At 55.0% G+C, this 21,660-nt stretch carries 23 protein-coding genes and 1 pseudogene; 15 read left to right on the top strand and 9 right to left on the bottom strand.

Features of this window, described 5'->3' with window-relative positions; all coding sequences use genetic code 11:
- Positions 1-479 (bottom strand): annotated as a pseudogene (locus ACR0KN_RS21910) (formate--tetrahydrofolate ligase); the annotation flags it as partial.
- An 83-nt stretch (positions 480-562) separates the two neighbouring features.
- Between ACR0KN_RS21910 and ACR0KN_RS21905 the strand changes: the two are divergent.
- Complete coding sequence (locus ACR0KN_RS21905; RefSeq protein WP_480656574.1) at positions 563-1,036, top strand: AGE family epimerase/isomerase; 474 nt, start codon at positions 563-565, stop codon at positions 1,034-1,036.
- Positions 1,037-1,380: 344 nt separating this feature from the next.
- Here ACR0KN_RS21905 and fsa read toward each other — a convergent pair whose 3' ends face one another.
- The 5 genes from fsa to ACR0KN_RS21880 all read right to left on the bottom strand — a co-directional run bounded on the left by fsa (position 1,381) and on the right by ACR0KN_RS21880 (position 5,789).
- Positions 1,381-2,034 carry a fructose-6-phosphate aldolase gene (gene fsa / locus ACR0KN_RS21900; protein WP_480656572.1) on the bottom strand — a complete coding sequence of 218 codons (654 nt, stop codon included), beginning with the start codon at positions 2,032-2,034 and terminating at the stop codon, positions 1,381-1,383.
- Between the two features lie 97 nt (positions 2,035-2,131).
- Complete coding sequence (locus ACR0KN_RS21895; RefSeq protein WP_480656570.1) at positions 2,132-2,803, bottom strand: nucleoside/nucleotide kinase family protein; 672 nt, start codon at positions 2,801-2,803, stop codon at positions 2,132-2,134.
- Complete coding sequence (locus ACR0KN_RS21890; protein WP_480656568.1) at positions 2,800-3,582, bottom strand: ATP-binding cassette domain-containing protein; 783 nt, start codon at positions 3,580-3,582, stop codon at positions 2,800-2,802. The genes ACR0KN_RS21895 and ACR0KN_RS21890 overlap by 4 nt, the downstream gene beginning before the upstream one ends.
- The gene (locus ACR0KN_RS21885) at positions 3,582-4,652 is read right to left on the bottom strand and encodes an ABC transporter permease (protein WP_170474723.1); all 1,071 of its coding nucleotides are present in this window, start codon (positions 4,650-4,652) and stop codon (positions 3,582-3,584) included. Before ACR0KN_RS21885 ends, ACR0KN_RS21890 begins: the two co-directional genes overlap by 1 nt.
- Positions 4,653-4,769: 117 nt before the next feature.
- Positions 4,770-5,789 carry a sugar ABC transporter substrate-binding protein gene (locus ACR0KN_RS21880; RefSeq protein ID WP_029622083.1) on the bottom strand — a complete coding sequence of 340 codons (1,020 nt, stop codon included), beginning with the start codon at positions 5,787-5,789 and terminating at the stop codon, positions 4,770-4,772.
- 186 nt (positions 5,790-5,975) lie between these two features.
- Between ACR0KN_RS21880 and ACR0KN_RS21875 the strand changes: the two genes are divergently transcribed.
- A complete protein-coding gene (locus ACR0KN_RS21875; protein WP_170776310.1) occupies positions 5,976-7,175 on the top strand; it encodes an ROK family transcriptional regulator in 1,200 nt (399 codons plus the stop codon).
- 118 nt (positions 7,176-7,293) lie between these two features.
- A complete protein-coding gene (locus ACR0KN_RS21870; protein WP_170546288.1) occupies positions 7,294-7,431 on the top strand; it encodes a hypothetical protein in 138 nt (45 codons plus the stop codon).
- A 113-nt stretch (positions 7,432-7,544) separates the two neighbouring features.
- Here the strand turns inward: ACR0KN_RS21870 and ACR0KN_RS21865 are convergent, their stop codons facing one another.
- From ACR0KN_RS21865 to ACR0KN_RS21855, 3 genes are all read right to left on the bottom strand, one after another.
- Positions 7,545-8,561, bottom strand: coding sequence for a GlxA family transcriptional regulator (locus tag ACR0KN_RS21865; protein ID WP_170546291.1), 1,017 nt, complete (start codon positions 8,559-8,561; stop codon positions 7,545-7,547).
- Positions 8,562-8,633: 72 nt separating this feature from the next.
- Complete coding sequence (gene nhaC / locus ACR0KN_RS21860; protein ID WP_480656565.1) at positions 8,634-10,106, bottom strand: Na+/H+ antiporter NhaC; 1,473 nt, start codon at positions 10,104-10,106, stop codon at positions 8,634-8,636.
- Between the two features lie 532 nt (positions 10,107-10,638).
- Positions 10,639-10,983 (bottom strand): hypothetical protein, encoded by a 345-nt coding sequence (locus ACR0KN_RS21855; protein ID WP_480656563.1) that lies wholly within the window; start codon positions 10,981-10,983, stop codon positions 10,639-10,641.
- A 728-nt stretch (positions 10,984-11,711) separates the two neighbouring features.
- Between ACR0KN_RS21855 and ACR0KN_RS21850 the strand changes: the two genes are divergently transcribed.
- The 12 genes from ACR0KN_RS21850 to ACR0KN_RS21795 all read left to right on the top strand — a co-directional run bounded on the left by ACR0KN_RS21850 (position 11,712) and on the right by ACR0KN_RS21795 (position 21,560).
- A complete protein-coding gene (locus ACR0KN_RS21850; RefSeq protein WP_170474740.1) occupies positions 11,712-13,451 on the top strand; it encodes an ABC transporter substrate-binding protein in 1,740 nt (579 codons plus the stop codon).
- An 84-nt stretch (positions 13,452-13,535) separates the two neighbouring features.
- Positions 13,536-14,585, top strand: a complete 1,050-nt coding sequence (locus ACR0KN_RS21845; RefSeq protein ID WP_480656560.1) for an ABC transporter ATP-binding protein — start codon at positions 13,536-13,538, stop codon at positions 14,583-14,585.
- Between the two features lies 1 nt (position 14,586).
- Positions 14,587-15,663, top strand: coding sequence for an ABC transporter ATP-binding protein (locus ACR0KN_RS21840; RefSeq protein ID WP_480656558.1), 1,077 nt, complete (start codon positions 14,587-14,589; stop codon positions 15,661-15,663).
- Positions 15,660-16,523, top strand: a complete 864-nt coding sequence (locus tag ACR0KN_RS21835) for a carbohydrate ABC transporter permease (RefSeq protein ID WP_260027296.1) — start codon at positions 15,660-15,662, stop codon at positions 16,521-16,523. The genes ACR0KN_RS21840 and ACR0KN_RS21835 overlap by 4 nt, the downstream gene beginning before the upstream one ends.
- Positions 16,520-17,317: a carbohydrate ABC transporter permease gene (locus ACR0KN_RS21830; RefSeq protein ID WP_058280831.1), complete on the top strand. Its 798-nt coding sequence runs from the start codon at positions 16,520-16,522 to the stop codon at positions 17,315-17,317. Before ACR0KN_RS21835 ends, ACR0KN_RS21830 begins: the two co-directional genes overlap by 4 nt.
- Positions 17,318-17,325: 8 nt before the next feature.
- Positions 17,326-17,727, top strand: a complete 402-nt coding sequence (locus tag ACR0KN_RS21825; RefSeq protein WP_170474755.1) for a DUF2160 domain-containing protein — start codon at positions 17,326-17,328, stop codon at positions 17,725-17,727.
- 65 nt (positions 17,728-17,792) lie between these two features.
- A complete protein-coding gene (locus tag ACR0KN_RS21820; protein WP_010442339.1) occupies positions 17,793-18,188 on the top strand; it encodes a BlaI/MecI/CopY family transcriptional regulator in 396 nt (131 codons plus the stop codon).
- Positions 18,175-19,272 carry a M56 family metallopeptidase gene (locus ACR0KN_RS21815; RefSeq protein WP_480656555.1) on the top strand — a complete coding sequence of 366 codons (1,098 nt, stop codon included), beginning with the start codon at positions 18,175-18,177 and terminating at the stop codon, positions 19,270-19,272. Before ACR0KN_RS21820 ends, ACR0KN_RS21815 begins: the two co-directional genes overlap by 14 nt.
- 644 nt (positions 19,273-19,916) lie before the next feature.
- Positions 19,917-20,336, top strand: coding sequence for a hypothetical protein (locus tag ACR0KN_RS21810; RefSeq protein WP_480656553.1), 420 nt, complete (start codon positions 19,917-19,919; stop codon positions 20,334-20,336).
- A 99-nt stretch (positions 20,337-20,435) separates the two neighbouring features.
- On the top strand, positions 20,436-20,864 hold the full coding sequence (locus tag ACR0KN_RS21805; protein ID WP_480656551.1) for a plastocyanin/azurin family copper-binding protein: 429 nt from the start codon (positions 20,436-20,438) through the stop codon (positions 20,862-20,864).
- On the top strand, positions 20,861-21,022 hold the full coding sequence (locus tag ACR0KN_RS21800) for a hypothetical protein (protein ID WP_480656549.1): 162 nt from the start codon (positions 20,861-20,863) through the stop codon (positions 21,020-21,022). Before ACR0KN_RS21805 ends, ACR0KN_RS21800 begins: the two co-directional genes overlap by 4 nt.
- Positions 21,015-21,560, top strand: a complete 546-nt coding sequence (locus ACR0KN_RS21795) for a sigma-70 family RNA polymerase sigma factor (protein WP_480656547.1) — start codon at positions 21,015-21,017, stop codon at positions 21,558-21,560. The genes ACR0KN_RS21800 and ACR0KN_RS21795 overlap by 8 nt, the downstream gene beginning before the upstream one ends.
- Positions 21,561-21,660: the final 100 nt, after the last annotated feature.

The following is a 21,660-nucleotide window of genomic DNA, read 5'->3' as shown; positions in this document are numbered from 1 at the left end:
TCCCACTCGCGCAGCTGGTTACGGATCTTGTTGTCGGCCAGAACCTCATCCGCGCGATAGATACGCTTGGCGATGGTTTCGATCTTCTCAAGCAGTGGCATGTCGTCAGGGTAGATCGGCGAGAAGTTGGCGCTGCCGCCTTCGACGATCTCGACAACCTTCTCGGCCAGCGGCGCAGAGCCTTCCGAGCCCAGCTCCCAGTGGCGCGACAAAACCGCCTCGACGCCATGTTCGCCGCAATAGTCGCTGACCGCCTGTACTTCGGCATCGGTGTCAGTGGCAAAGTGGTTGATGGCGACAACAACCGGCACACCGAAGGATTTCACGTTTTCGATGTGACGGCCGAGGTTGGCACAGCCCGATTTCACAGCGTCAACGTTTTCCGCACCCAGATCGGCCTTGGCAACGCCGCCGTTCAAATTCATTGCGCGCACGGTGGCAACTAGAACAACAGCCGACGGAGCAATGCCCGCCTTGCGGTCGCATTTTGGACTTCTTCATCAACAAGATCGCGGCCGGGGAAAACTGGCGGTTGCCTGAGCATTACACGTCTGAATGACCGATTGATCATGACTATGCGGGTAATCCGATGTTCAGGCCTGCCGGAACGACTCGTGGTCATTCGTTTGAACTCGGCCGGCTTCAGCATCGGGACTTGTCAAGTCGGTCGGTATCCAATGCGCCCGGCACAGCGCGCCGCTTGAATGAACGGGCATTGGATGATGCCTGGTTACCCGGTGGTGGATTGGCCTACACGCTGGACTTTGACGGCCAGGCTGCCAACAGCTCCCGGTTTTGGTGGCCGATCGCCGAAGCAATTGGAGCAGCAGCCGCGCTGATTACTCTGGATAAAATGCCGGAAGACGAGATCTGTTACCGAAAGCTCTGGACCTATGCGAGTGCTACGTTCTTAAATCATAAGCATGGCGGTTGGTTTCCAGCGTTGGCTGAAAATGGGAATGTCGTGACATCCATCTTTGATGGGAAGCCCGATATTTACCACTCGCTGCAAGCCTGCTTGTTTCTGCTGTCTTGACGCCTGTCGAGGATGATGCTCTCTAGACCACGCGCGTACTCAAAAGTCGACCACACAAGTTAGGTGAATGTCAGGTTCGTCTACAATTAGAATCTGAAACTGCAGTGAATAGCCGGTCAGGTGAAGCTGCACAGCGGCGCTGATGACGAAGTTGGATGTCTCCTTTGGGCCGTAGTGTTCATGCCGCCATTAAGAAGAGTTCCGACAATTTCCCACAAAGATTGACCTGCTTGACAAAGCCGAAAGACTCTCCTTGAGCGTTTACTTCCTCAAAGCGCAGCCTTGCCGCTCAGCCGTAAAGTATTTGGTACGGGCCGCTCCCTCCCAGACAAAATGGCAATCCATCAAAGGATCGATTGCCCAGTCGAGTTCCAATCATTGAGAAACTTCTCGATGCCGGTATCGGTCAATGGATGCATGACCGATTTGCGGATAACGGATGGAGGGATTGTAGCTATGTCTGATCCGGCCAATGCCACCTCTGTAATATGATTGGGGCTTCTGACGGACGCCGCAATGATTTCCGTTTCAATACCATAGTTATCGTAAATGCTACGGATATCACGGATCAGATCGGCTCCGTCCAGATTAATGTCGTCCAATCTGCCAATGAAAGGAGATACATAGGTCGCTCCGACCTTCGCCGCTAAAAGCGCTTGATTGGTTGAAAAGCAGAGTGTGACGTTTGTTTTGATACCTTCTCTTTTGAAATGTGCACAGGCTCTGAGGCCATCTAGTGTCAAAGGCAGTTTGACGACGACGTTGTCGGCAATCGCGGCAAGGTGCTCTCCCTCCGCAATCATGCCAGCTGTGTCCAAAGCTGCAACTTCTGCCGACACGGGCGTATCCGTCAGTGTACAAAGTTCGGCAATGACTTCTTTGAAATCCCGGCCGGACTTGGCGATCAGGCTTGGATTGGTAGTAACGCCATCCAACAATCCAAAGTTTATCATATCTTTTATGTCGTTTACTTCTGCAGTGTCCACGAAGAATTTCATGAGCTTTCCTCATCGTGTATGGGGTGATTTTGATTGCACTTGAAATCGCCCAGAGGCGTTTGCATCAACGGATCGTTTCGGCTTTCGTTGCGCAGGGTCAGAACGCGTAGCGCATCCCGAATTCGGTGTAATTCTGGTTCAATGTGAGATCCGCTTTCCTGCTATCACGGATGACGTGTTCCGCGTTGGGCAGATCGTTCGTTTTTGCGCGTTGCAGCGCGGTTTGCGGGTCAAAGCCATGCTTGATCCAGCGATGCTGTAACCGGTTTTCGAGTTCCTCCAATGTGGGGCTGACAAAAACCGTTACGGCGTACACATCTGCCAACGTCCTCCACGGGTCGCTATTCATCAAAAGGTAGTTCCCTTCTACGACTACAGTCTGAGTTTCCGGGTGAACGGCAATCGCATTCGCAATGGCCAGGTCCAATTGGCGGTCAAATTTAGGATGAAAGGACTCATGCTGCGCGGATTGCAGCCCTCTGATTGCAGTGCAGAACCCAACTGCATCGAAGGTTTCCGGCGCGCCCTTTCGGGACAGCAAGCCTCGCGATTCCAGCACGCGGTTGTCCAGATGATAACCGTCCATGGGCACCAGCGTGGCTAAAGGAACCGCAGAGCTTTGTTGCGCGTTCAGCGATTGCACCACGGTTTCTGCCAAAGTCGACTTTCCGGATGCAGGGGGGCCGGCGATTGCGACAATCGTCCGAACCCCTACCTGCCTCCGGGAGGAAATAAGGTCACAAACGCGCTTTGCATCCTGATCGATCACGCGGCGTCCTCTTTTGGGGGTTCCTTGGCGCCGGTCATGAAGGCCACCGCGTCGGACATCGTGTAATCCTTGGGATCAATGGTGCAGAGCCTTTTGCCCAGCCGATGCACATGAATGCGGTCAGCAACCTCAAAAACATGCGGCATGTTGTGGCTGATCAGAATGATCGGAATACCACGCGCCCGCACGTCTTGGATAAGCTCAAGCACTTTGCGGCTTTCCTTGACCCCCAAAGCAGCCGTGGGTTCGTCCATGATGATGAACTTCGTCGCAAAGGCGGCAGCACGCGCAACGGCTACGCCTTGGCGCTGACCGCCAGAGAGAGTTTCGACCGCCTGATTGATCGACTGTACAGTCATCAGCCCAAGCTCGGTCAGTTTTTCACGTGCGAACTTCTCCATGGCTGGACGATCAAGCTGACGCATGTATTTGCCCATGAACCCTTGTTTGCGGATCTCGCGCCCCATGAACATGTTGTCGGCTATCGACAGAGCAGGGGACATGGCGAGCTGCTGATAGACAATCTCAATCCCCATATTTCGGGCGTCGATCGGAGAAGAGAAGTTGACCTTTTCCCCTTCGATCAGAATCTCGCCCTCGTCTGGGATAGTGGCGCCGCAAATCGCCTTGACGATGGACGACTTGCCTGCGCCGTTGTCGCCAATAACCGCAAGGATTTCCCCTTGGCGCAGTTCAAAGTCAGAATAGTCGATGGCGGTGACGTGGCCATAGCGTTTCACGATCCCGCGGCCCTGGACGACTGGAGTTGTGTCTGACATTAGCCCGATACCTTTCTGATCCACTGGTCGACGGCGACCGCTGCGATGATGAGAAGACCGATGAGCAGGAAGGTCCACTGCGCATCTGCGCCCAGAAGCCTGAGCCCCAGAGTAAAGACGCCGACGATCAGTGCCCCAAACAGGGACCCCAGAATGGAGCCACGCCCGCCGAACAGTGAAATACCGCCAATCACGACCGCAGTGATGCTTTCGATATTGGCCAATTGGCCGGAGGTCGGCGAGACCGATCCGATGCGCCCGATCAAAGCCCAGCCCGCAAAGGCACAGATCAAACCGGACAGCATATAGACGGACATCAGTGTTTTGTGGACGTTCACACCGGATAGCTCGGCCGCCTCGGGGTCGTCCCCCACCGCGTAGACATGTCGGCCCCAGGACGTGTGTTTGAGCGCATAAGCCAACACGAATATCAGAACGAGCATGAAGATCACACCAACCGTGAAAGTCGCGCCACCGATGCTGAATTTTGTGCCAAAGAATTGCAGGAATGGGGCGTTGGCCTCGATATCCTGACTGCGAATTGTTTCGTTTGCGGAATACAGGAAGTTTGTCGCCAGAACGATCTGCCACATGCCGAGCGTAACAATAAAGGGCGGCAGCTTTACGCGACTGACCAGCCAGCCGTTGAGTGCCCCGATTAGAGTTCCCATTGCCAGCCCGCACATCACCGCAATGGGCACGGGGATGCCGTAGCGGAAGGTGAACTGACCCATAATAACGGATGAAAACACCATGATTGCACCGACGCTCAGGTCGATGCCGGCGGTTAGAATGACAAGGCTTTGCGCCGCGGCCACGATGCCCACAATCTGGACCTGTTGCAGGATCAGCGTCATCGCAAAGGGTGAGAAGAATTTGGACCCCAGCAGCAGGCCGAAAATCACGATCGCGCCAACCAGAACGATCAATGGTACAAAGGATGGATTGACGTGGAGAAGATGCTGCAACTTCCCCAGAACACCACGCCGGTTATCTTCAAACTCCGCCACGGTTTCTGAAGCGCTGGCGGCGGTTTCGAATTCCTGGGTGTTTTGGTTTGCTTCAGACATATCTCCCCCTTTTCGTGGCTGGCATCGCGCCCACGAAATCAGTGTACAGGAAATTTCGGTTTGCTGGTGAGAGGATTGATGAGGCGCTCTGGCGCGCCTCACCCAATATGGCTGTCTTTAGCCCCAGCAGAGATCCAGGCCTTCTGCGACCGACAGCGACTCGACCCCATCAACCGGCTGGTCGGTGATGAGCGCGACGCCCGTGTCATAGAAGTCTTTGCCGGGTGTGTTTTCGGGCTTCACGCCCTCTTCGGCCCATTTTTTCACGGCCTCAACACCAAGCGAGGCCATCAACAGCGGGTACTGCTGGCTTGTCGCGCCGATCACACCGGCTTCGACGTTTTGGACACCGGGGCACCCGCCGTCGACCGAAACGATCAGCACGTCGTTTTCACGCCCGATGGATTTCAGTGCCTCATATGCACCCGCAGCAGCCGGTTCGTTGATCGTGTGAACAACGTTGATCGATGAATCCTTGGCCAGAAGGTTTTCCATCGCACGGCGACCGCCTTCTTCGTTGCCGTCGGTTACGTCACTGCCGACCAGACGCGCATCGGTTTCATCACCGATGACATTCGGGTCCGCCAGGTCCACACCAAACCCGTCGAGGAAACCCTGATTGCGCAGAACGTCCACTGTCGGCTGGCTGACATTCAGATCCAGCGTCGCGATCTTGGCATCGGCCGCGGCGTCGCCCATTTTGGCCTTGGCCCATTGACCGATCAGCAGACCGGCCTTGTAGTTGTCCGTCGCGAATGTCGCGTCCGCTGAGTCAATCGGGCTAAGCGGTGTATCCAGCGCAATGACCAAAACCCCCGCATCCCGCGCCTGTTTGACCGCAGGTACGATCGAGCTGGTGTCGGATGCCGTCAGTAGAATGCCTTTTGCGCCATCGAGGATGCAGGTTTCAATGGCCTGGACCTGAGTTTCATGGTCGCCATCAACCTTGCCGGCAAACGCCTTGAGCGTCATGCCCAGCTCTTCTGCCTTGGCGGTTGCGCCTTCCTTCATCTTTACGAAAAAGGGGTTGGTGTCGGTCTTGGTAATCAGGCAGACGGTTTCACCAGCCGCTTGCGCGGATGCAGCGGCAAAAGTCAGCGCAGTCGCGGATGCGGCGAGCTTGAGTAGATTTCTCATGTTGTCCTCCCAGAAAATTGTTGTGGCCCCGTGCGGAATAGCGACAAGGCGCGCCTCCATCCTCCAATGAAGGTCCTGCTTAAGAAACCGTGATTCTAGCCCTTCTGTCAATAAATAAATAAAGTTTATTTATTAATTTACCCACGTATCTTTTCATAAGAAAACAAGGTGTTTATGTTTAATGTTATGGAAAGAGAAGCGCTGAAAATACTAACCGGCGGGGTAAGCCAAAGCGGTGTTCGTGATCATAACGAACGCCTGATTCTGACGGTTTTACAACGGCATGGACCTGCTGCCGGGGCCGAAATCGCGCGGCTCACAGGCCTGTCTCCGCAGACCGTGTCGATCATTCTGCGTAAGCTCGAAAAGGACGAGATTCTCAAACGTGGGACGCCGTTAAGGGGCAAGGTAGGGAAACCTTCGATCCCAATGGAACTCAATCCCGAAGGCATCCTGTCGGTGGGAATGAAGATCGGTCGCCGCAGCGCTGATCTTCTTTTGATCGACTTCACCGGCAAGCCGCGCCATCAAATCTCGACGACTTATGACTATCCGCTGCCCGAAGCGGTGTTCGGGTTTCTGGAGAAAGGATTGGAGGAGCTTCTGGTCCATGAACCCCAGAAACTTCGCGACCGTGTATGCGGGATTGGAATCGGAACTCCGTTCGAACTGTGGAAATGGCACGACCTGTCTGGGCTTGCGGCCAAAAAATTCAGGTCCTGGAAAAACGTGAATTTCTTTTCCGAGGTCGCCAAGTTCAGCGACCTGCCAGTTTTTGTGGTCAACGATGCGACGGCTGCCTGTCACGCCGAGCATCTTTATGGGCGCGGGGCCGAATATCGCGACTATTTTTATTTCTTCATCGGGTCAATGATCGGCGGCGGAGTCGCGCTGAACGGCACCGTGTTTGAGGGCAACCAGGGAAATGCAGGTGCCTTGGGCGCGATGCGAACGACCGGGCCTTTAGGCGAAAGCCAGCAGTTGATCGACACTGCCTCACTGTTCCTGCTCGAAGACAGGTTGATCGAAGCCGGTGTCGATCCCCAAATACTCTGGATGAAGCCACAAGATTGGAGCAGCATTTCGCGATATGTCGAGCCTTGGATTGGTACCACAGCACAGGAACTTGCCAAGGCTGCCCTGTCTATTTGCGCGGTCATCGACTTTGAGGCGATTTTCATAGACGGCGCGTTCCCATCGGAAGTGCGCGAAGAGTTAGTTGCCCGGGTTCGTCGTTACCTCCTCAACCAAGACAAGCGTGGATTGATTCCTCCGGTCGTAGAAGCTGCAGCAGTTGGTGAAAACGCCCGAGGCATTGGAGCAGCAAGCAGCCCGATCTTCCGCCAGTTTCTATTGAATACCAATGCGGGGCTTTCTGGGATGTAGCCTACCCAATGGCTGAAAGGGTTATCCGGCGGACTGCGGCGAGGATCATTATCCCGCACCATTACTTCATCTGGAATGTTGTCCTGCGCGATGCTTTCATTTTCGGGAGTTGCCGTGGATGCCATACAAGTTCAATCATGCCCGTCGCCTGCAAGCGCGTGATCTTGCCACTCAAGTAGTTGAAGCAAAAATTGCATCAAAAGCGCTGAACCACATGACATCTCTCGGTCGTGCAGAACATGAGCGCATTTTCTGAAGTGTTGGGTCTGGGGTCAGTTCGCCCCAGCTCTGATCCATGCAACAGGGTCGCTGCAGACAAAGCACTGGAGTACGTTTAGATGCCTCAAATTATGACTGTTCGGACGCGAATTATTCACGTCTTTCAGACCACCCCCTTCTGAATGAAGTTGGTGCTTCGCCGTAGCGTTTCTTGAATCGTACTGTAAGTTGTGTAGCGCTGCTAAAGCCTGTGGCTGCCGCGATTTCCGCGACCGCCATCTCGGTTTCGCTGAGCAATGCGTAAGCCCTCGAAACGCGCAGTTCTAGATAAAACTGAACAGGCGAAGTTTCGACATACTTTTGGAAGAGACGCTCTAACTGGCGACGAGATATCTGCACGGCTTCTGCTATTTCAGAGATATCTAACGGCTCTTCCAGGTTTTCTTGCATGATCTGCATTGCGTTGATCAGGTACTGGTTTCGACTACCCAAAGCTACCGAAAAGGCTGATTTCTGGAGCGTTTTACTATTGTTGGATCGAAAGTGAATGCACATGTCCGAAACAATGACCGCAAGGTCATTTCCGAAATTGGATTCGATCATGTCCAACATCATGTCGGTTGCAGCATTTCCGCCGCCACATGTCATAAGTTCGTTGTCGATCTCATACAGGTTTGACGATGGCTCCAAATCATCAAAATGTTCGACAAAAGCAGGGTGGTTTTCCCAATGCAATGTGAACCTTTTCCCTGACAGAACTCCAGCCTTGGCAAGGGCGAAAGCCCCTGTGCAAATACCACCCAGATTACATCCAAAGGTTCTTTGGCGGCGGATCCACGACAGCACCTTGGGGTTGGTACTTTCGGCCGGTTCAATACCCGAGCAGACAAACAGCCGCGACGATCGCGGCAAGTTGTGCAACGCAAAATCCGGCGTAATTTCAACCCCATTCGAGCAAGAAACCGGATTTCCATCTTCAGTGATCAGAAACCATTTATACAGTTCTTTGTTAGTAACCTGGTTGGCGATCCTCAGGGGTTCTACTGCGGCGCTGAAGGCCAGCATAGTCAGTTTTGGCAGCAGAAGAAAATAGATTTCCTTGGCCGATCCATCATAGTCAATGCGATAGCTGGCCGCGCCCTTTGGGACAAAGTTTCTCGGGTCCATATGCTCTCCTCCCAGTATCGACCAAGGCGGATGAAGGGCACCAACACCTAAGTTGGTGTTGGCGCAGAAAGATTAGGCACTCATCTGCACAACAGGTTCGCCGCTTTCCTCCCAGGAGCGGATTTCTTTTTCGCTGGCTTTAGGCGAAAACAGCCCTGTCATGGCATAGACGATACCGATGACCGGTGACAGCCAGCAAGCGAATGCAAGCGGAATATACAGCAGATTTTCGAAGTTGCCGTCCGCGATACCCAAGCCAAGCGCCGTGATGACAAACGCACCACCCGCGTTCCAAGGGATCAGAGGGGACACCAGAGTTCCGCCTTCCTCGACCGCCCGGGACAGGTTCAGCGGGGAATAGCCCATCGCGCGATAGACCGGTGCATACATCCGCCCTGGCAGTGCAATTGACAGATAGGGGTCACCTGCAACGGTGTTGGTCGCAACAGAGGTTAAGATGGCTGAGGTTTGAATACCGGCAAACGTTTTCACCTTCGAGATGACAACATTGATGATGGCCTGAAGGCAGCCTACGCGTTCAAGCGCTCCGCCAAACCCCAAAGCCAGCAGCACCAGTGAAATCGTCCACATCATAGACTGAATTCCGCCGCGGTTCAGCAGGGGATCGATCTCCGGAACCCCAGTATCGATCGAATAGCCGCTGTTGGCGAAGGTGAACGTCTCATGCAGTCCAGCCCCCTGACAGAAGATAGCCATGATGCCGCCCGCAACGGCGCCTGCGAACAGTGACGGGATCGGAGGTTGTTTCATGACCGCCAGCACGATGACCAGAACGGCCGGAAACAGCATGATCGGCGAAATCCAGAAAGCGTCGTCCAGCGCGGTGGTGATCGCGTGAATACGGTCAAACGATACCTGGGACGTGTCGATCAGAGTGAAGCCGACAACAAAATAAATTACCAGTGCAATCAGCATGGAAGGAACTGTGGTTGGAAGCATATTCCGAATGTGATCGAACAGATTAGTCCCGGTTACAGCAGGTGCCAGGTTTGTCGTATCTGATAAAGGCGAGATCTTGTCTCCAAAGAATGCACCAGAGACTACCGCCCCCGCTGTCCAATACATTGGAATGCCGAACCCGGCTCCAATCCCCATCAGCGCTAATCCGACGGTGCCTGTCGTTCCCCACGAAGTGCCCAAAGAAACGGAGACGATTGAGCAAAGGACCATTCCTGCGGCGAGGAAAAGCTCGGGCGACAAAATCCTGAGACCATAGTAGATCAGCGTCGGGACGGTGCCGCTTGCGATCCACACTCCGATGATCATCCCCACTGTGATCAGTATCGAGACCGACGGTAGGGAGATATTGATAACGTGGAACACGCCCTCTTCGATACTGGGCCATTTGTGACCCAACATGAGGCCAACGATGCCTGTGATTGCGATTCCGAATGCCAGTGGGATGTGTGGAGTGAAGTCACCGAAATAGAATAGTTGCAGCCCAAGCACACACAGGGTCAGTACTATTGGCACGAGGGCCAGCACCAAGCCGGGCTGCCGTATGTTGTCTTCATTCCCAGACATATGGGTCTCCTCCTTTGGAATGGTCCAGAACCGTGATGATCTGCGGAAGAAACCAAGTTTGGCGTTGTAAGACTGTCGGTCAGAGCGCACATCTTGTTAGAATTTGCGACATTGGGGCGTCGGACTTCGGCGTCTTCGAATGAACTGAAGACTGACCTTTGCAATCACGCCAAACAAATTACTTGCGTTCGTGAAGTATGCCTTGCTTCGAAAAATCGTACGCGCGCCCAGCAAGGCGACGAGCTACTCAAGCCTTAGAGGGGGTTTGCAACGCGCTTAACGCGGGCACGGGTACAGAACTAGCCCGATAAGCAAGGCCGGCCCAAAGCCGACATCCAGCGATCAATCGCCGTGCTGCGATTGCAGCCCGCATAGCATACCTTCACTGCATTCGCAAAATCAGGTGGTGAACGAATTTACAGTTCGCGGACAAAACCGACCTTTGATTTTCACACTTCACTTGCGCAGCACCCCTTGCTGCGCATTCCCCAACCGGGATTTCATGGAATAAAACTAGGGAATGCTGCCGTGCTCAATTTAGAAAATGATCATCGCAACCATATGGATTGCCAATGGTGCAATCATAACAGAGCATCGCAGCGCCCTTCTGGCAGTCACCGAGACCCGTGGTTGATGGATCATTTTCACGATGTTGCTGGATCAAAGAACCAGTCTTTTGACCGAGATCATTCGTTGGCGACAAATCGATTCTAGGATCAGCCGCCCCGTCAATGTGGTTGAATGCTTGCGAGACTGGTAAATGAATAGTTTGTGTATGCTCGCGCTGAACCTGCCCGTGCAACGGGCCGGCCATTGACATTCCTGCACTCAGAGCAATGCTGAACGCGGTGACGGATGTGATCAGTGTCTTTTTCATTTCTTGGTCCCTTTCGGTTGAACGTGGTTGAAACGCTGTTTGTGGAACCAATCTGGCAATCTGCGGCTCAGACTTAATGCGCTGGTACGTCAAGGTTTTGCGAAAAGACATCAAGTTGGCGCCCGATAGTGGCATCTTCCGAAGCACGACGACCCACGTTAGGTGAACATTGGTTCGCTTCAGCCGTCCACGAAACTGAGAACCTGGAAATCAACACAGCGCGAACAGCCGACATTTGAGCAAAGTGCAGAATCGAACAGAAAGGGCTCACGGCGGACCTCGGAGATAGCGCATCATCGGGACCTGCCGATGCCCTATCGATGCCAAGGACGGCCCATTGCTGCTATTGGTCAAAGGCCTACTCCGTTGCGGTGCTGACCCTTGCAGGTCGGGCAGGATGGCAAACTTTTACTGCAACTGCGAACAGGCTAATTGAACTTTGATGTTAGCAGACGTCAGCCTTGTGTTTCACCCAATTCGCATTTGAGCAGTGGGTGTTAAGCCGACTCAAGAATTAGTTACGCGATGTTTTCAGCACCCACGGATATCAGTAAATTGAACAAATTTTAAATCATAAATATCTAGATAGTAAAAATAATTCTCATTATCAGATAGTTAAAAACACTTACTGTTATTACTAAATTTTTAGTTTGACAGCTACGCTGAATATCACCGATGCTGATTGCCATCCGGTCTGCGCCGGATCACATAATCTTGGGAGGAGACAGATGCGGAGACATCTACTTTCCGCCGTGGCGGCAGCGGCCGTCATTGCGGGGCATGGTCCTGTTTGGGCCGACGAAGCCGCAGCACAACGTTGGATTGACGACGAATTCCAGCCATCGACCTTGTCGAAGGACGAACAGTTGTCCGAAATGAAGTGGTTCATCGAAGCTGCACAACCGTACTCGGGCATGGAAATCAATGTCCTGTCCGAGGGTATCCCGACGCATTCCTATGAATCCGAGGTTCTGACAAAGGCGTTCGAGGAAATCACAGGGATCAAAGTCAATCACCAGATTCTCGGCGAAGGTGAAGTGGTTCAGGCCGTTCAGACTCAGTTGCAAACCGGGCGGAACCTATATGATGGTTACGTCAACGACAGCGACCTGATCGGAACACATTCGCGCCTGCAGTTGGCCTATCCGCTGACCGACATGATGGGTGGCGACTGGGCGGCGACAACTTCGCCGACGCTGGATCTAGATGACTTCATGGGCATTCAGTTCACTACCGGACCGGACGGCAAGTTGTATCAGCTGCCTGACCAGCAGTTTGCAAACCTCTACTGGTTCCGCAAGGACTGGTTCGATGACGAGGACAACAAAGCCGCGTTCAAAGAGAAATACGGCTATGATCTGGGCGTTCCGGTCAACTGGTCGGCCTACGAAGACATCGCTGAATTCTTCACAAATGACGTGAAAGAAGTCGATGGCGTCGCGATCTATGGCCACATGGACTACGGCAAGCGCGCGCCTGACCTCGGATGGCGCATGACCGACGCCTGGCTGTCGATGGCTGGTGCCGGTGACGTGGGCGAGCCGAACGGTGTTCCCGTCGACGAATGGGGCATTCGCATGGAAGCGGGCACATGTAACCCGGTCGGTGCGTCCGTTTCACGCGGTGGTGCTGCAAACGGTCCGGCTGCGGTCTATGCGATCCGCAAGTGGGATGAATGGCTGCGGAACTATGCCCCTCCAGGTGCCGCAAGCTATGACTTCTATCAGTCCCTGCCGGCGCTCAGCCAAGGCAATGTGGCCCAGCAGATATTCTGGTACACAGCCTTTACCGCTGACATGGTCAAGCCCAAGTCCGAAGGCAACAACACCGTCGACGACGAAGGCACGCCGCTGTGGCGGATGGCGCCCAGCCCGCACGGCCCCTACTGGGAAGAAGGCCAGAAGGTTGGTTATCAGGACGTGGGGTCGTGGACCTTCCTGAAATCGACTCCCGAGGATCGTGCTCAAGCAGCTTGGCTCTATGCCCAGTTCGTGACCTCCAAGACTGTCGATGTGAAAAAGTCTCATGTGGGTCTGACCTTCATCCGCGACAGCTCGGTCAACCACGAGTCGTTCACCGAACGTGCACCCAAGCTGGGTGGTCTGGTCGAATTCTATCGCTCACCTGACCGCGTGGCATGGTCGCCGACCGGCATTAACGTTCCGGATTATCCGAAGCTGGCCCAGATCTGGTGGCAGCAGATCGGTGACGTGAACTCGGGCGCGTTTACTCCACAAGAGGCGATGGACCGTCTGGCAGAAGAGATGGACATCACCATGGCCCGTATGCAGGCCGCGGATGAAAGCGCCGGTGTTTACGGTGGATGCGGACCGCGCCTGAACGAGCCGCAGGATGCGTCATTCTGGCTCGAGAAAGAAGGTTCGCCCAAGGCCAAGCTTGAGAACGAAAAACCGCAAGGCCAGACTGTCAACTATGACGAGCTGGTTCAGCGCTGGCAGTCTCAGTAAGCCAAAGCAACCCGGGGTGCCGTTCGCGGCATCCCACACCAAGACCAAGACAGCGCGGGCGCTGCGGGATCGGAATTCGCGAAAATGATCGAACTACAGGACGCGACCAAGCGGGTCGGCAACGTCATCCATATCAAACCAACCAACCTGACGCTGCAGACCGGCCATTTCAATGTGCTGCTGGGCGCGACAGGATCGGGCAAGACCTCTCTGATCAAGATGATGGCCGGGCTGGACCCGATTGCCTCGGGCAAGGTCTGTATGGATGGGCAGGATGTGACTAAACTGAACACGCAGAAGCGGCAGATCAGCCTGGTGCACCAGTTCTTTGTGAACTACCCGCATATGACCGTGTTCGACAACATCGCCTCTCCATTGCGCGTTGCGGGCATGGCAAAGTCCGAGATTGTGGGCCGCGTGGAAGAAGCCGCGGATCTGCTTCAACTACGCCCGATGTTACACCGCCGCCCGCATGAGCTGTCGGGCGGGCAACAGCAACGCACGGCACTGGCGCGCGCCATTGCGAAAGAGAGCCGCGCCGTCTTCCTCGACGAACCGTTGGCAAACCTCGATTATAAATTGCGTGAAGAATTGCGTGAGCAGCTGCCCGATCTGTTCGCGGGTCGTGGTGCTGTGGTGGTTTATGCCACGTCAGAGCCCGAAGAAGCACTGCTTCTGGGTGGATACACGGCCCTGATGGAAGATGGCCGCGTGACCCAGTTCGGGCCGACCGCTGATATTTATCGCAACCCTGAGAACATCGCCGCCGCGCGAGTTTTTTCGGATCCGCCGATCAATGTCGCGCGCATCACTGTGTCGGGCGCTCAGGCGCAATTGGCTGGTGGAGGTGGCTGGGCTGTCACAGACATGGCTGACGGAGATTACATGGTCGCCGTGCGGCCCCATCGGGTGACCCCGTTTCGCTCTTGCGATGATGATGTGGAGCTTACCGGCCGCGTGATTGTAACCGAACTGTCCGGCTCGGATTCCAGCGCGCATTTCCAACATGGCGATGATGCGTGGGTGTCACTTGCCTCGGGCGTCCACCCCTATCAGGTTGGCGAAGATCACAGCTTCTACATGAACCCGGCCCACTGCCGGTATTTCGGCCAAGATGGCAAAAGGATAGCCTGACATGGCACAGATCAAGCTTTCAAACCTGCGACACAGCTACATGTCGACGCCGAAAGACCCGCAAGACTATGCACTGAAGGAAATCGACGTGACTTGGCGCGATGGCGGTGCCTATGCGCTGCTAGGACCGTCCGGTTGTGGCAAGTCCACGTTGCTGAACATTATCTCGGGTCTTTTGAAGCCGTCCGAAGGACAGATCCTGTTTGACGACAGTGACGTGACCGCCCTGCCCCCCGACCAGCGCAACATCGCACAGGTGTTCCAGTTCCCGGTGATCTACGACACAATGACCGTCGGCGAGAACCTGGCTTTCCCGCTGAAAAACCGGGGTGTTAACCCAGCGACGATTAAGCGTCGCGTCGATGAGATTGCCGAGATGCTTGACGTCACGGATATGCTGGGCACTCGCGCCTCGGGTCTTAGCCCGGATAACAAACAGAAGATCTCTATGGGTCGCGGTCTGGTGCGAGACGACGTGAACGCGGTGATGTTCGATGAACCCCTGACAGTGATCGACCCCCATTTGAAATGGAAACTGCGCTCCAAGCTGAAAGAGCTGCACCAACGCGTCAAAGCCACGATGATTTACGTGACCCACGACCAGACTGAGGCCCTGACGTTTGCGGACGAGGTCGTAGTGATGCAGGAAGGTGAAGTGGTGCAGATCGGCACGCCCGTTGAGCTATTCGAGCGGCCCCAACACACCTTTGTTGGCCACTTCATCGGCTCCCCCGGCATGAACGTGTTACCGTGTGAGGTCAAGGGCGACCGCGCGGTGTTCGAAGGTCACGAGGTTGTGCTGGAAGGCCCGACCCATGGCGGCGGAGGCCGCACCGATCTGGGCATCCGCCCTGAATATGTAGGCTTCGGCGACACAGGCATCCCGGCACATGTAACCAAAGTTTCGGACATCGGCCGCCACTACGTTGTCAGCGCGATGGTCGGCGACACGGCGCTCAAGGCCGTGACTGAACACAGCGTGCCCGAGCCCGGATCACAGGTCTTCCTGCAATTCAAACCTGAACAATCCCGTGTCTATCGCGACGGCTGGATCGCAACCGAGGAGCGGGCGCTATGAGAACGGAAAACCAAAAGGCATGGTTCTTTGTCCTACCGGTGTTGGCGCTGGTCGCGTTTAACGCGCTGGTGCCGATGATGACAGTGGTCAACTACTCGGTGCAGGAAACCTTCGGCAACAACCAGTTCTTCTGGGAAGGTCTGGGCTGGTTCGAACAGATCCTGCGATCCGACCGCTTCCAAGCCGCGCTGGGTCGGCAATTCCTGTTCACCTTCCTGATCCTGCTGATCGAGGTGCCGTTGGGCATCATCGTGGCCCTGTCAATGCCCCGCAAAGGGTTCTGGGTGCCGGTCTGTCTGGTGCTGATGGCCCTGCCGATGCTGATCCCGTGGAACGTGGTTGGGTCAATGTGGAACATCTTCACCCTGCCCAAGATTGGCCTGCTGGGATACTTCCTGAATGACGTTCTGGGCGTCAACTATGACATGACTCAACAGCCGCTTTCGGCCTGGATCACCGTCATTGTCATGGATGTCTGGCACTGGACTTCGCTTGTGGTGTTGCTGTGCTATGCGGGCCTCGTTTCGATCCCTGACGCCTATTATCAGGCTGCCAAGATTGACGGTGCCAGCCCGTGGTCAGTGTTCCGCTACATCCAGCTGCCCAAGATGAAGACCGTCCTGACCATCGCCGTTTTGCTACGCTTCATGGACAGTTTCAACATCTACACCGAGCCCTTCGTGTTGACCGGCGGTGGCCCCGGCAACTCAACCACCTTGCTGTCGATCGACCTTGTGAAGATCGCGCTGGGACAGTTCGACCTTGGCCCTGCAGCCGCGATGAGCCTGATCTACTTCGCCATCACGCTGCTTGTGTCGTGGGTCTTCTACACTCTGATGACAAAGGATGACGCGCAATGAAGAAGCGGTCCCTTATCCCGATCCTCTATATCGCGTTTCTGATGCTACCGATCTATTGGCTGGTGGCGATGTCCTTCAAGACAACGAACGAGATCCTGTCGGGCTTTTCCCTGTTCCCCCAGACCTTCACGCTGGAGAACTACATCACCATCTTCACCGACCCGACGTGGTACTGGGGGTATATCAACTCGATCATCTACGTGACGATCAACACGGTGCTCTCGGTCTGTGTGGCGCTGCCTGCGGCCTACGCGTTCTCGCGCTACCGGTTCCTGGGGGACAAACAGCTGTTCTTCTGGCTGCTAACCAATCGGATGGCCCCTGCGGCAGTGTTCGCGCTGCCGTTCTTTCAGCTGTATTCGTCGATCCACCTGTTCGATACCTATCTGGCTGTGGCGCTGGCACACACGCTGTTCAACGTGCCTCTGGCGGTGTGGATACTGGAAGGCTTCATGCGCGGCATCCCGAAGGAACTGGATGAAACCGCCTATGTAGACGGTTACTCGTTCCCGCGTTTCTTCGTGACGATCTTCTTGCCGAACATCAAAGCGGGCGTCGGTGTCGCTGCTTTCTTCTGCTTCATGTTCTCATGGGTCGAGATGCTGCTGGCCAAAACCCTGACAGCGGTCGAGGCCAAACCAATTGCCGCCGTGATGACCCGCACCGCTTCCAGCGCGGGGTACGAACTGGGCCTGTTGGCCGCCGCCGGCACGCTGACCATCATCCCCGGCGCCATCGTCATCTGGTTTGTCCGCAACTACATCGCGCGCGGTTTCGCGATGGGACGTGTGTGAGGTTCGATATGCGTAAACTTCTTGTCGCTCTGCCCTTCCTGCCTTCAGTGGCCTATGCCCAACAGGCCGGTTGGGGCAGTGTCGGCCAGCAAGAGGAAAAAGGTTTCTCGTGGACCGCTCCTTTGTGGCCGGATTTCTGGATGGCATGGACTCCGGCAACACTGGCGGTGTTCATCGGTATCTTTTCGGCCATCGCCCTAATTGGATTGCTGGAAGGGTTCAAATTCCGAGACGGGATCGAGCGGCGCGGCGTGCTGGGACTGACCACCACGCTGGGGGATCGGTTGTTCATCACCCTGCTGGGCTCGACCTATATCTTCCTGGCCTGGCTCGGGCTGGTTGGCCAACCTGTTTGGACGCCGCTTTTCCTGTCCATCGGTTGGGGCGTCTTCGTCTTCTGGAAAGTTTAGGCTTTGCGAAACAGCGAAAGGATGCTTGTCTGTCAGGCATACTAATAATGGCGACACCGAGATTGATGCGAAAGAAAAAGACAACAAATCTTCTTACCGAAGTGGAACTTGAGTTCATGAACGAACTCTGGGCGCTTGGTCAAGGCACGGTCCGTGAAGTTCTTGATCGCCTGCCACCTGATCGCAATCTTGCCTACACTTCCGGAGCCACGATCTTGCGGATCCTTGATGAAAAGGGCTTTGTCGAAAGCGAGAAGAACGGCAAGTCGCTGATCTACAGACCCCTTCTCGAGAAGGACAGGTATCAGTCGCGGTCGTTGCAGAATCTGTCCCGGACCCTGTTTGACGACACGCCCGCAACTCTGGTCGCAAGGCTGGTCGACGATGAGGGCCTGACAGAAGATGACCTAGAGGAGATTCGAGCACTGGTAGAGAGGAGACTGCAAAATGACAGCGGTTAAACCGGTTCTCGATGCGTTTCTCGAGTTCAACATTGTGCTTGGATTGTCGGCGCTGATCTGGCTGGCCGTGCGCGGGGGCCTTGCGTTGACGCCCATGCGGTACGGCTTTGTTGCTCAGCTTCGTTCGCTCAAGATACTTTGCATCGGCGTTATGCTCAGCCCGGTTCTGGCGATCGGTGTTTCGGGCTTTGTCGCTCAGGTGTGGCCCGGACGTGTTGTCGCGCTGGGGGATATCGCAGTGGCGGCCTATTTGCGCGGCGAAATCGCCATGCCCGCTGCGCAGTTCGAAACCCTTTTGAATACGCGAGAACGCTGGCTCGACTATGTCTTGTCAGGCGGCTCTGTTTTCGTAACTTGCGCGCTGACTACGCTGGTTCTTCTATCAATTGTTCTGGCAATTCGGGTTGCCCGCAACGCGCTTACAATTCGCAAGGCCGTACGGTCCAGCTTTCTTTGGCGACAGTCGGCAAAGGTGGACATTCGCCTTTCTGATCGCGTAACGGTGCCTTTTGCAGTACGCGGCCTTCGTCGCCGTCACGTCGTTTTGCCCAGCCATTTGCTAAACTCGCCACGCGATTTGCGCTTTGCTCTGGCGCATGAATTCCAGCACATCCGCGCGCTGGACGTGGAATGGGAACTGGGTTTCGAGCTTATGCGTCCTTTGCTGTTTTGGAACCCGGCCTATCTGGCCATGAAACATCAGTTTGATCGACTTCGCGAATTGGCCTGCGACCAGTCTGTCGTCTCGCGTAAAGGCATTGACGCGACCGACTATACCACCTGTCTACTGGACTACTGCACACGATCTATTAATCTGAAAAACCCTCGCATTCTTCGTGTGGCCCTGGTTAACGGGCCGAAAGCAAAGCATGTTCTGCGCCAGCGTGTGATCGCCCTGACCGATGCGCCCGTAACGACCACACAATTGTCCGCAAATTTCTTTGGGCTGACGCTTTCTCTGGTTGTTGTGATTGCCATTGGGTCGGCCTCGGTTCGTCAAACCCAGGATTGGAGCCATGATCGTCTTATGCTTTCGACGGTTGTAAATCTGGAACGGCTGGAAGCTCGGAATCAGGGAAATTGAAAGGCCGAATTTTAAGTCCGGCGTGGATTGGAAAGTCGGCCTCACGGGTTTGCTAGCAAGCTGGTCGCGGATTCGGCGCTACGATGCTGCTGGTTTTCAATGAGTCCGGGTTCAATGTGCCGCTATCACCGGCTCTAATGCGGGCGCCCGTGTTACTCGACATCGATTGTCCGAGAACGATTTGATAGCAGCCAATGGCGGCTCCAACCAGCTGCAACGCAGCATCGCAACCCGCAAATGAAGGTCAGCCATAGGCCACCTTGCGCAGACCAATGGCAGCAATCATAGTTTCGCAGTCACTCATTCAAGATGCAGCATCTAGAACTATGGGCTCGCTGCCGACATCGGGGTGAGAGCAGCATTCGATATCAGCCACCTTACAGCTCCGATGAAGACGACCCAAAAGCGACTTTGGATATACTCCGCGATATTGAGGATGCAGCCTGCTTTCCGGATATTCGCCGCGAGCGCTAAATCTGGAAGCAATTGAATTCAAACATCGCTGACGAATTCGGCATTTAGCGCATTACGATCTTTTCGCGCGATTTCGTCGAATTTAGGGAACCTTTTCGCCCGTCTTGCATCCAAAGAATCAGGAGCGCAAAAAATGCGCATCCAAAGAAAACCCTGGAGAGGACTTAACCATGCTTAGAACGACCGCAATAGCCGTTGGGTTTATCATAGCCACGACACCAGCTGCCATAGCGCATGATGAGCAAGCACTCGCGAATGCCCCCACCGGTGATCCCTATGTGAAAGTGAGCGATGTTCTCCCACTACCCGAGTTCATCCCAGGTCTAGGAACACTTTTCGTCGACCCGGCCACACTGCCCGCGGGCCCGTTTCTCGCCTATGATCGCGACGGTCGATTGTCAGCCACGGTTTACATGACACCGCACGACGATCTGCAAAACGGTACATCGTTTGACGGCCTGAACATCGGATCGCACACCGTCAGCTCGACTGACATATACTTCAATGCCGGGCATCCCGGGGTGGACAAGCCACACGCGCATGTCGTTCTTGTTCACGACGAAACAGCCAAAGAGCGTCTGGCAGAATGATCTTCACGCGACGCCATGCCGTTAGGCTGGCGGGGATGTGCAATTGCTACCTCCGCCGGTTCCCGGGTCGTGCTAGCACGCCTTGCCACTACGATAGAGATGCGCGGAAGCCCGCGGGGTGAGCGCATCTGGTATGATCCTATTGGGATTGCGGTGTCTCCGGGCACCACCATCCGTTTCATCAATCGCGATCCCGGCAACAGCCATACTGCAACTGCCTATCATCCGGCAAACTATGATCGAAGGCGTCGCATTCCCGCTGAGGCTGCCCCATGGGAAAGCGACTTTTTGCTTCCGGATGAGTATTTTGAAATCACCCTGACGGCACTCGGCGTTTATGACTATTATTGTCTACCGCACGAGATGGCAACGATGGTCGGTCGCATTGTGGTTGGAACACCCGACCGCACTGGCTGGGAGGGAAGTTCAAACGACAAAAGCGATGTGTCGGAAGACGTCCTGCACGCATTTCCATTGGTCCAAAAGATCCTTTCAGAAGGCACCGTTCACAAGGAAGACAGATCATGAAAGTTCAATTGAGCCTCAGGCAACAAGCCGCGAACGATGCGGCCAAGTCGGAAGCCGAGCTTGTAAATACTGCGCGTGAAGGAAGCGAACTGGCCGTCCGGGAACTGATCCGCCGCCTGACCCCCCCTGTTTCGTGTTGCCCGAGGTATCGTGGATAGCGATGCCGAAGCAGAAGAAGCGCTGCAGGAGGCTTATCTTTCGGCGTTCAGCAAGTTGGAGGGGTTTCGTGAACAGGCCAGCTATTCTACCTGGATCACCCGGATCGTGATCAATGCCGCGCGAATGCAGCGCAGGCGAACGCGTGATGCTGAAGAGTATGACACAGTGGACGAAACCAATTCACTTAGTGTGATACCTTTCCCAGGGCAAAATTCTGAACTTCCCGATGCAATGCTTGGACGCGCGCAATTGAGAGATTTTCTCGAAACGGCCGTTTTAGAGCTGCCGCCAATTCTGAGATTGCCTTTTCTTCTGCGCGAGGCAGAAAATATGAGCATTCTTGCCATTGCAAATGAGCTTCAGATCAACCCGATAACCGTGAAAACACGCCTATTCCGCGCCCGTCGCCGGTTGCGCAACACCATCGAACACCGGGTTCGGGGCGGGTTCGATGCGATCTTCCCATTCGGCGGCAAACGCTGCGCCAACATGACCGATCGCGTAGTAACGCGACTGCATGCGAACGGCGCACTTTGACGGAGAAAACGCGGCCCAATTCGGACCTTCGCGGAGTATTCAAGATGCCGCGGTCGCAGCCTGCCAAAGCTGATGGGGTGGATGGCTCCTGCTCCAACCG

Source organism: Ruegeria sp. AP7 (assembly GCF_056539905.1).
The sequence above is the reverse complement of the archived record's forward strand: the minus strand, read 5'-3'. Positions and strand labels throughout refer to the sequence as shown.

What these genes read in the sequence shown, in the direction of transcription:
- fsa (WP_480656572.1), bottom strand. Translation starts at nt 2,034, where the DNA reads ATGAAATTCTTCGTGGACACTGCAGAAGTAAACGACATAAAAGATATG.
- ACR0KN_RS21890 (WP_480656568.1), bottom strand. Translation starts at nt 3,582, where the DNA reads ATGTCAGACACAACTCCAGTCGTCCAGGGCCGCGGGATCGTGAAACGC.
- ACR0KN_RS21885 (WP_170474723.1), bottom strand. Translation starts at nt 4,652, where the DNA reads ATGTCTGAAGCAAACCAAAACACCCAGGAATTCGAAACCGCCGCCAGC.
- ACR0KN_RS21880 (WP_029622083.1), bottom strand. Translation starts at nt 5,789, where the DNA reads ATGAGAAATCTACTCAAGCTCGCCGCATCCGCGACTGCGCTGACTTTT.
- ACR0KN_RS21875 (WP_170776310.1), top strand. Translation starts at nt 5,976, where the DNA reads ATGGAAAGAGAAGCGCTGAAAATACTAACCGGCGGGGTAAGCCAAAGC.
- ACR0KN_RS21870 (WP_170546288.1), top strand. Translation starts at nt 7,294, where the DNA reads ATGCCATACAAGTTCAATCATGCCCGTCGCCTGCAAGCGCGTGATCTT.
- ACR0KN_RS21865 (WP_170546291.1), bottom strand. Translation starts at nt 8,561, where the DNA reads ATGGACCCGAGAAACTTTGTCCCAAAGGGCGCGGCCAGCTATCGCATT.
- nhaC (WP_480656565.1), bottom strand. Translation starts at nt 10,106, where the DNA reads ATGTCTGGGAATGAAGACAACATACGGCAGCCCGGCTTGGTGCTGGCC.
- ACR0KN_RS21855 (WP_480656563.1), bottom strand. Translation starts at nt 10,983, where the DNA reads ATGAAAAAGACACTGATCACATCCGTCACCGCGTTCAGCATTGCTCTG.
- ACR0KN_RS21850 (WP_170474740.1), top strand. Translation starts at nt 11,712, where the DNA reads ATGCGGAGACATCTACTTTCCGCCGTGGCGGCAGCGGCCGTCATTGCG.
- ACR0KN_RS21845 (WP_480656560.1), top strand. Translation starts at nt 13,536, where the DNA reads ATGATCGAACTACAGGACGCGACCAAGCGGGTCGGCAACGTCATCCAT.
- ACR0KN_RS21840 (WP_480656558.1), top strand. Translation starts at nt 14,587, where the DNA reads ATGGCACAGATCAAGCTTTCAAACCTGCGACACAGCTACATGTCGACG.
- ACR0KN_RS21835 (WP_260027296.1), top strand. Translation starts at nt 15,660, where the DNA reads ATGAGAACGGAAAACCAAAAGGCATGGTTCTTTGTCCTACCGGTGTTG.
- ACR0KN_RS21830 (WP_058280831.1), top strand. Translation starts at nt 16,520, where the DNA reads ATGAAGAAGCGGTCCCTTATCCCGATCCTCTATATCGCGTTTCTGATG.
- ACR0KN_RS21825 (WP_170474755.1), top strand. Translation starts at nt 17,326, where the DNA reads ATGCGTAAACTTCTTGTCGCTCTGCCCTTCCTGCCTTCAGTGGCCTAT.
- ACR0KN_RS21820 (WP_010442339.1), top strand. Translation starts at nt 17,793, where the DNA reads ATGCGAAAGAAAAAGACAACAAATCTTCTTACCGAAGTGGAACTTGAG.
- ACR0KN_RS21815 (WP_480656555.1), top strand. Translation starts at nt 18,175, where the DNA reads ATGACAGCGGTTAAACCGGTTCTCGATGCGTTTCTCGAGTTCAACATT.
- ACR0KN_RS21810 (WP_480656553.1), top strand. Translation starts at nt 19,917, where the DNA reads ATGCTTAGAACGACCGCAATAGCCGTTGGGTTTATCATAGCCACGACA.
- ACR0KN_RS21805 (WP_480656551.1), top strand. Translation starts at nt 20,436, where the DNA reads ATGCGCGGAAGCCCGCGGGGTGAGCGCATCTGGTATGATCCTATTGGG.
- ACR0KN_RS21800 (WP_480656549.1), top strand. Translation starts at nt 20,861, where the DNA reads ATGAAAGTTCAATTGAGCCTCAGGCAACAAGCCGCGAACGATGCGGCC.